At 45.9% G+C, this 10,664-nt stretch carries 2 protein-coding genes; both read left to right on the top strand.

Features of this window, described 5'->3' with window-relative positions:
- On the top strand, positions 1 to 7,857 hold a 7,857-nt coding region (locus tag RH89_RS29575), incomplete at its 5' end, for a VCBS domain-containing protein (RefSeq protein ID WP_004400669.1).
- A gap of 923 nt (positions 7,858 to 8,780) precedes the next feature.
- Positions 8,781 to 10,664, top strand: a 1,884-nt coding sequence (locus RH89_RS07270) for an Ig-like domain-containing protein (protein ID WP_004400668.1), incomplete at its 3' end; no start/stop codon positions are given.

Below are 10,664 nucleotides of genomic sequence, written 5' to 3'. Positions count from 1 at the left end.
AGCGCGACCAAAACGTTACAAGAGACAGATGCAGCGCTCACCACTGGCGGTACTCTGACCAGCACGGATGTTGATGGCACAGACAATCGATTCAATGCGTCCACAACTAACGGAACCATAGGTACATTCTCAATTAATGCCAATGGTGTCTGGACGTTTGTTGCGAACAAAGCCTTTGATGAATTGAACGTTGGCGACAAAGTAGAAGAAACTTACAACGTCACAACTGAAGACGGCACACCTACCACTGTTACTGTGGTAATTGAAGGCACTAACGATGGTCCGGTGATAGATGAAACTACGGGGGTTTCTGGCACTGTTAAAGAGGACGTTGCTGCAAGTGCAACTGCAACAGGAACGCTGGTCGCAACCGATCCAGACAACGACACCGATCCAAACCAAGATATGGTGTGGACAGACGTTACGACAGGCTCTCCGACTTACGGCAGCTTCTCGATAGATTCAGGCACTGGTCAGTGGACGTATCAAATCAATAACTCACTGAGTGCCGTTCAGTCGCTTGCCGAAGGGCAAACTGTGACTGAAACCTTTACCGTTCAAGTCAGTGATGGTTCAGCGACAGATACTCAGGAAGTGACAGTCACTGTAACGGGAACCAATGATGATCCAGTGGTCACGGGCGGCAAGTTCGCTGATACCGTGATTGAAGATTCTCAAACCACGGCTTCCGGTGCTATTACGTTTGATGATGTCGACACATTGGACACTCATACCTGGGTTGTATCGGGTGGTGGAACAGGTACATACGGAAACCTGACCATAGATAATGATGGTAACTGGCAGTACGTCTTGGATGCGGTTAAATCAAACAGCTTACACGAGAATCAGAAAGAAACTGAAACTTTTACCGTTACCTTGAGTGATGGCAAAGGTGGAACTGTTTCTAAAACCATCGAAATTTCAGTGGTTGGTAGCAATGATCTGCCGTCTGTAACAGGCGGAACAACTGGCGATGTAGAAGAAGATAATGCCGCCAAACAAAATGCAACGGGCACGTTAGCAATACAGGATCCAGATGTACCGGACAACGCTGAGTTTACTTTGCTTGGCAGTGATACTCAGACTTACGGTTCGTTCTCAATAGACAAAGACACCGGTGAATGGGAGTTTGTGCTCGATAACTCCGCAGCACAAACTTTGTCTGAAGGGCAGGAAGTCACGCATACCTTTACGGTTCAGATAGAAGATGATTACAACGGAATTGTAACGCAAGACGTTGTTATCACTATCAAAGGTGATAATGACCAGCCTTCCATATCCGGTACACAGTTAGGTCAGTTGAAAGAAGATACTACGTTGACAGCGACCGGCTCGATGGACGTTGCCGATGTCGACCTGAATGATGTTCATAGCTGGACCATGAGTAATGGTGGTGTGGGCAAATACGGCTCCATTTCTATTGATGCTAATGGTGACTGGACATACACCCTTAACAACAGCAGTAAGCGTGTTCAGCAACTGGCAGAAGGTCAGAAAGCCCATGATTTCTTTACCGTCACGGTTAGCGATGGTCAGGGCGGAACAGACAGCAAACTGATTACCATTGAAGTGACGGGAACCAATGATGTGCCGCGTTTGGGCGGTTCCCGCGTTGGCACCGTTACTGAGGATGGCACGCTTTCGGTTTCTAAACAGTTGAAACCTAGTGATGTGGATAAAACGGATACCCATCAATGGGAGGTCACTCAGTATCATCCAGATAGCCTGGGGACATTTGTTCTCGATGCGAACGGAAAATGGACCTTCACTCTGGATAACGATAAAGCCGATGATCTGGATGAAGGAGACAGAGTTCGCGAAGAATACTGGGTAAAAGTGACTGATAACCATGGAGCATCAACCACCAAGAAAGTGGTCATCACAATCGAAGGGACCAACGACATTCCAGCACTGGATGGCGATTTAGCGGGAGAGGTAACAGAGGATACTCAAACCACGACCACAGGTCAGTTGTTGGATGGCGATCCGGATGCGGACGATTCTCACACCTTTGCAGTGCTCAACCCTCAAGGCTTATTTGGTGAGCTAACGGTAAATTCTGACGGCAGTTGGAGCTACGATCTGACCAATACCAATAGCCAGGTTCAGGCACTGGCGGTGGGCGAAACGCTTACTGATACCTATCGCGTCACCGTAACCGACAGTCATGGTGAGAAAACAGAGAAAAACTTAGTCATCACTATTAAAGGTAATAACGATGACCCGGAAATAACCGGTAAAGTTTCTGGTACCGTGATTGAAGCAACGGCAGGTCAATTAGAGACAGACGGTCAGTTGGCAGCACTAGACGTGGACACATCTGATACCCATACTTGGTCGGTGACTGCGCCAACGGGCACTTATGGTTCACTCTCGGTAGACCCTAATACTGGGAAATGGACGTATGTTCTGGATTCAGGCAAACCTGCGACGCAGGCGCTGGATGCTGGTGAGGTTGCACAGGACAAATTTACCATCGAAGTCGATGATGGCAATGGTGGTACAGCAACCAAAGAAATTGTCATTAATGTCGTGGGTACAAACTCAGACCCAAGTATTGTTGGTGATGATACTGGTGACATAAAAGAACTCGCTGGTACATCTACACCTACCACACCGAATACCACAACAGGAACGCTGGGTTCTGGCGATCCAGATGGAGATGATTCACACACATGGATGGTGGTTGATCCAAGTGGCACCTATGGCACATTGTCTATAGACAGCGATGGAAAATGGACCTTTACCCTCAATGACGGCTCAAACGTGGTAAATGAACTTGATGAGGGTGATACAACAACGGATACCTTCACCGTTCGTGCGACCGACAGCTTCGGTCAGCAGAGTGAATCCCAGGTTGTCATTACCATTGAGGGTACCAATGATGCGCCAACGCTTAATGGAAGCGCACTTTCCAAAACCGTAACGGAAGATGGTGCGAGCTCCGTATCTGGTCAATTGAATTCTGGTGACCCAGATAAAGATGATGGAGCTGAATTCGGTATCTCTGGTGCACATCCTGCCGGCGAAGGTACTTACGGCAACCTTGTTGTCGACCCGTCAACAGGGCAGTGGACCTATACCCTTAAAGATCCAAACTCACCAGCGATTCAGGAATTGTCTCCGACAACCAGTCTGACAGAGACATTCACCGTGTTTGTTAAAGACGACGCAGGTGAAATGGTCTCCAAACCGCTCACTATTACGATTGCTGGTACAAACGACGAACCTGTGATTTCAGGTGATACAGAAGCTACTTATAAAGAAGATACTGGCACGGGTTCAAGTGTTTCGTTAACCGGAGCACTGAATATCACCGACATCGATAAAGACGTTGCTAGTGGTTCGGATACCGATACCGTCGATTCCGCAAAAATTGTTTCCTCTACCTTTGCAGGCAATCTGGGCACACTCACCATTGATGCGGCAGGTAACTGGGAATATCTCATCGATAATGACTCGCCACAGGTTCAGGGATTGCGTGAGGGAGAAACTTACGTGGAAACCTTCACCATTCTTGGTGAAGACGAGTTTGGCGCCATTGTCAGCAAGGACCTGGCAATTACGGTTAAAGGAACGAATGACATCCCAGAAGTCTTTGGTGATGACGCCGGAACGGTAACCGTCACTAAGTCTGAAACCGCTAAGGGTATGGTACTGGCAACGGATGTAGACTCACTGGATGATGTGAAAGCCTGGACAGTTGAAAGTGGTGATGGCACATACGGTGTTCTAAGCATCGACGGGACAACAGGCGAATGGGTCTACACGATAGACAGCACTAAATCGATGCCTGGTCCGAACGACACGGCAACGGATACATTTTATGTCAGGGCGGAAGATCTTGATGGTGGTGTGTCAGAAAAATTCGCGATTGTTATCAATGTTCAAGGTTCAAACTTCCCACCAGTTGGCGGAGGTGGCAGTCCAACGAATGATCAGCCTGATATTGGTGGAGACATTACAGGTTCAGTTACAGAGGATTCGCTAACTGCAGAATCGGGACAACTGACGGTGACTGACCCTGATACCGGAGACAGTCACACATGGAGTCTGATTAATTCGGGCGGTACAGCAGAACCAGATAATAAGTTGGAAGGCACGTACGGTACGCTTGAGCTCAATCCGGCTACAGGTAAGTGGCATTATGTACTTAACAACAATGATCCTGCGGTTCAAAACCTCAAACCGGGTGAGACGGTGCAGGAAACATTTACAGTTAAGGTGACGGATTCTTCTGGCGAAGCCAACGATTCAGATACCCAGACCATCACCATTGATGTTGTTGGTAGTGCTGATCACGTCGAAGTTTCTAACCCGGTTATTGAAACGGCTGTTGTTAAAGAAGATGCCGTTACTACCGATTCCGGAACGCTCACTACCCCAGCTGGTCTCGGAACGGGTACCTGGCATCTGCCAAGTGGTGTAGGTCAGTTTGGTACATTAACTCTGGACTCTTCCGGTAACTGGACTTACAACCTTAACAGCGCTAACCCTACAGTTAACCAACTGAAAGAAGGTGCGAAGCTCACTGAAACATTCGAAGTAGTGGTTGTTGATCAGTATGGTAAAACGACGGTTGATGCGAGTGGAAACCCCATCAAGCTTCAGGTCGAAATTGACATAACCGGTACTAACGATGCGCCAAATATTACGGGTGAGTTAACCAACAGCATTGCGAACAGTGATTCTGATGGAAAAATTACCGGTGATTTGAATCCTGGAGATCCTGATGTTGGTGATACACACACTTGGCGCCTACCAAATGAAACCGCTTCAAATGAAGAGGAAGGCACTTACGGTAAGCTGATTCTTAACCCAATAACGGGTGAATATGAATACCAGTTAGATAGCAGTAACAACACGGTTAAGAATCTAGGTCAAACAGAAACTCTGACAGAGACTTTTGACGTCATTGTTAAAGATGACAACGGACTCGAATCTACTGATACCGTCACTATCACGATTACTGGTTCAAACGATGCTCCAGTTATTACGGGAGCAACGACAGGTACAGCCGAAGAAGACAGTGGTATAGCAGCGTCTGGCAAGCTGAATGCGGTAGAAGCGAATACCGATGATAGCGCGAGCTTTATCGCCAAAGAGGGAGCGAATGCGCTGCAAGGAACTTACGGTAAGCTCGAAATTGATGCAGATGGTAACTGGACATACAACTTGTTCGACGGTCAGCCTCATATCGAAGAGCTGTCACCAGACAGTTCTATTACTGAGTCCTTTATTGTTACTGCGGTCGATAGCTTTGGCGTGACCACCAGAGAAACAGTCACAGTCACCATTACTGGTACCAATGACGATCCTGTTGTTTCCGGTGATTCAACGGGTGTGGTTGCAGAAACGGCGGTTACAACGGCAACTGGTCAATTGGTGACCGCAGATGTCGACGATAATGATACCGCGACTTACAGCGTAACGACGGTTGCTTCTTACGGTACTTTGAGTGTAAACCCATCTACAGGTGCCTGGGAGTACGTTGTTGACAGTAACAACGCGACCGTAAACAGCCTTGGTAAAGGTTCTTCAATCACCGATACGGTAGAGATTACGGTTACAGATAAATTCGGTGGTACGGATACCATAACGGTAAACATCACCATCAACGGTGAAAATGATGCGCCTTCCATTTTTGGCAATCTTGCAACTGATACGGACGCAGAGGCACAGGAAGAGTCAACAACGACTGTAACTGGGCAACTGCAGTCTGGCGACCCGGATATGTTGGATTCCCCAGACACCCATACGTGGGAAGTACTCAACGACAATTCTCCGTATGGCAGCATGGACATTGACCAAAATGGTGCATGGACTTTCAATCTCGAAAACAGTCATGCAGATATCCAGAAATTGGGAGCAGGCGAAGAGATTGAAATTCAGTATCAGATAAAAGTCTCTGATCAGCATGATGTCAGCGATACGCAGACTGTCACCATTACAGTAAAAGGTACCAACGATCTTCCTGTCGTTACTGGTCCTCTTACTGGAGCAACTGCAGAGGACGGAACAAGCACCGCGACTGGAGATTTGGATGTATCAGACATTGATGAAAATGATACTCACACATGGAGCGTGTCAGGCAGCGATGTCGGAACGTATGGCAGCATTTCGGTAGATTCGAACGGTGTTTGGACCTACACACTGAATAACGGCTCGGATGCGGTTCAGAATCTGGCGGCTGGTCAAACTGAGCAGGATACCTTCCAAATCTCTGTGTTTGATGGCACGGATACGGTGACCAAAACGGTGACCATTGATGTTACTGGCTCAAATGATACCCCAAGTATTACTGGCGACACTTCCGAGTCGATTTCACAAGACGCAACCGCATCTGTCACTGGAGACCTGAATGTGTCGGATAAAGACCTTTCGGATACTCATAGCTGGTCTATCGTTGGTTCTGATACTGGAAAATACGGCGAACTGAGTTTGAATGCGTCGACAGGTGAGTGGGAATACACCATTAACAACTCACTTGCAGGCAGCAACGCGCTTGGACAGGGGCAGACAGAAGACGAAGTCTTTACCGTTATGGTTTCTGACGGTCAGGGTGGGACAAAAGAGCAGGATGTAACCATTACCGTAACAGGGCGAAATGACGCACCTCAGGTTACGGCAGTTGTGGTAGCAGGGACGACAACGCTTGGCTTCACAGCATCTGCAGTTGGTAGTTTGACCGCCACTGACCCAGATGCCAATAACACATCACTGACCTGGTCGGTTTCTAACCCAAGTGGTACTTATGGCAACTTAAGCATCGACCAGTCTGGGCAATGGACTTACAGCATCGATGAGAGTAAGCCAGATACGGCAGACTTGGTGGCGGGCGTCACTAAGACGGAAACATTCACCATTGAAGTAGAAGACAGTCACGGCGCTGTTTCTACTGAAACGGTAACCGTAACGGTTAACGGTTCGCTATTTGATGGCACTCCTACGACTGGAAATGACATTCTCATTGCAACGGATGACGATGAAATCTTCTACGGGGATCCAAAAGGAAGTGCAGTGGCGTCGCAAGATACCTTTGTCTGGCAGCCCGGCTCTCTGGGGACTCCGGCAGGGCACGACATCATCCGAGAGTTTGATGTGAGCAATGACAGACTTGATATAAGCGCAATTGTGGAAGCTGATAATGTTTCTGGATTGAGTGAGCTGACTTCAAACCTGTCACTTTCTGAATCTTCCGGAAATACTTACTTGAATGTGAGTAACGGCTCTGGAACCATTCAGACCATCGAATTAGAAGGTGTTGGCTTAGGCAGTCTGTTGTCTCATGCCTCCCCGGGCAGTTTGTCCCCGGAAGAGCAGATCGAGCGCTTGTTGGACAATGGAAGCTTGATATTAAGCGACAACATCGGTGATAGTAATGCCAATACCATTAGTGGTGATAGCTCCGCTGATAGTCTTTTTGGGTTATCAGGTAACGACATATTAGACGGTGACGGCGGCGATGACCTGATCGCTGGTGGCAGTGGGAATGACATCCTCACAGGTGGTGCAGGCAACGACTTGTTCATTTGGTACAAGGGTGAAACTGACAGTGCAGCCAGCCACGATCAAATTACCGACTTTGAACTGTCGGGAGGTGACAAACTCGATTTAAGAGACATCCTTCCAGATACTGTCGATGGCAACAGTCTGTCTTCTTTGCTGGGGCACATCTCCGCCACTGTATCTTCAGACAGTTCCACACTAGAACTGGTTGTTACACCTGAAAGTGGCATGTCACAAGCGATCGACGTCGTAATTGGTAACGCTGCCGACTACGGTTTATCGATGACATCTACTTCCAGTGATATCGTCAATGAACTGATGAATAACAATGCATTTAAATGGGACTGATAAATAAACTCATTCCCCTTAAATAGCAAAAGCGCAAGACTTGGTTTTCACATGCTGAGTCTTGCGTTTTTGGTTGCAATTGAGATAACCAAATTAAGCTGTAAATGCATCTCGTAAACGTTTGCTCTGTAATTGAAACCCTTTCAATTACTCACTATTTCGAACCTGAAACCTGCACTAATTTATCTGGCATCCAACAAAAATATACCTTCCTTATGGATTGTTTATAAATTCATTTTTAGTTCTTTTCTAATACTTTAAGTATTAGAGAATTGATCGTTTTATGATCTCAAGATCCTCAGCCTTAATTATCAGGTTGAATAAAAATTTGGAAAGAGAGCAGACAAAATACTCCTGAAAAAGATTAGTAATGTGTGGTTACAGATAAATATTCTTATTAATCGATTATTAAAAGATGTTAATAGAAATCCTAATAAGAAATAATGAGTTAGCTCTATTGAGAGTTTTACTCACTCTGATGAGTATCAAAGCAGAGTTTCCCATGAACCATTATTGAGAATTTATTCTCAATAATGAGAATATCAATCAAATAAATCTTTAGTATGAGTAGAATTTATCAATAAGTTACCGATACAGATAACTAATAGTTTTGTAATTAGCTCGATTCGCAAATTGATATTCAGTTCTTATTTTAGGAACAGTATGAAAAATACTCTTAATAATGGTCATTGAATCATTAAGTTAAATTTTTAAACAACTATTTACGATTGATGCAAAATTGAAACACCTTAAGTTTGAGAGCTGGCTCATAAACTTGAAAGAGTAATGAATGAGACATTGCTCCAAACATTTGCTTTTGTGGAGTTAGTTCCATATAGGTGTTAAATTATTAGTTTAACTAATAAAAATCTAATGCGTTATTCATCCTGGCGGAAATACGCAAACAAAAATTAGAGGTTAGCATGGATTCTATTCAGTCTCTTTTATCTTCAGCGATCGCAGGTGTTGGTCAAATGATTGTTATTGACCAGCAAGGAAACATTCGAGTTGTTCCAAAAGGAACCCCACTTTTACCCGGAGAAGTCGTTCTTGAAGCCGACGGTGCTTCCAAAGACGGTGCGGCACCACGAGCGGGTATTGTTGACGATAATCAAGACATCAACCAACTTGAGCTTGATGAAGATATTCAAGAAATTTTCGCAGCCTTAGAAGGCGGAGAAGACCCAACTCAGTTGGACGACGAATTTGCAACTGCTGCGGGTGACGCTTCATCGGGTTCAAGTTTAACTACATCCGGTGAAATCGAGCGTATTGGTGCGCAATCCATTGCGGAAACATCGTTCGATACAGGCAGCTTTGAACGCCAGGGGCTGTCCAGAACCCAAAGCCTGACACTTCTAGAATCCTATCGAATCTTGCTAACCGCCACGACCGATTCGGGTCCAGAAGGTGCTCCTTCTGTTTCTATTCCCGAAGCGGTGAACTCTGTTAATGCTGAAGAAGCAGAGGATGGTGTCGATCTACTAATCACAGTGCCAGCAGGTACAACGATCGAAGACACCATATTTGTCGAAGTTTCGACACCTACTGGTGAATCTGTCTTCATTGAAGTTCCCGTTCCTGATGACTGGGATGGAACCTCTCCAATTGTTGTGACTATTCCGTCAGGAAATTTAAATACAGATGGGAGTTACACGGTAACATCTGAAGTGTTTAAGCCAAACGGAGATTCAACCTCTACCAGTGCACCAGTTACTTTCGATTTAGATACAACACCACCGTCTACACCAACAGTGACCATCACAGAAGATGCAAATAACGATGGAACGCTAAGTGATGATGAATTAGACGGTCAGGTAACAGTCACTGTTCAAATCCCGTCCGATGCAGAAGTTGGCGATGTATTAAAAGTGACAGGACAGCCTGACACGATCATCACTCAAGACATGATTAACGCTGGTTCAATCACCTTGGAGTACGACAGACCAGCCGATGGTGAAACCCTTGACATAACAGCCACTATTACCGACCAGGCAGGTAACACCTCTACAGCTGGCAACGATAGTGTTGTAACAGAAGACAATACACCAACAGGTGCACCAACCGTTCAGATTCTTGATGATGCCAACAATGATGGCATATTAACATCTGATGAAAATGACGGTTCGGTGGATGTTCGAATCACACTACCAGAAGGTGTGAAAGTCGGTGACGTTCTTAAAGTGACTGGGCAGCCAGATATTGTCATCAATCAAGAACAGATCGATGTCGGATTTATCACTGTCAGTTACCCAGTTCCCGAGCAAAATGAAACACTAACAGTAAACGCGACAGTAACAGACTCGTCAGGTAATGTGTCCACAGCAGGCAGTGACTCGGTTACTGGTGAGAACATCAATGATAATCCAGTAATTGGCGATGAAAATGGTGATCCTGTTGGTGACTCAATTTCTGTATCTGTTAACGAAGATACTACTAAGTCAGGTAAGTTAACCGCTTCGGACCTTGACGGAGACGACCTGACGTTTTCAAAAGGCACAGATCCATCCAATGGAACCGTTACTGTTGACGCAGATGGGAACTGGTCTTACACACCGAATGAAAACTACAACGGAAATGACAGCTTTACCGTTGTAGTCAGTGATGGAAACGGTGGTTCAGATACCATCACTATCAATGTTGAAGTCGCAGCAGTTAATGACGACCCAACAGCAACCGCTGAAAACGTTGAAGTTAATGAAGACGCAAGCGTAACCGGGCAGATCGAGGCATCTGATGTCGATCTTCCGACTGGGCAATCTCTGACCTTTACAACTGATGAAGTTGTGAAAGGTTTGACACTAAAT

The sequence above is a fragment of the Vibrio nigripulchritudo ATCC 27043 genome, assembly GCF_000222685.1.
Lineage (GTDB): Bacteria > Pseudomonadota > Gammaproteobacteria > Enterobacterales > Vibrionaceae > Vibrio > Vibrio nigripulchritudo.
The sequence above is the reverse complement of the archived record's forward strand: the minus strand, read 5'-3'. Positions and strand labels throughout refer to the sequence as shown.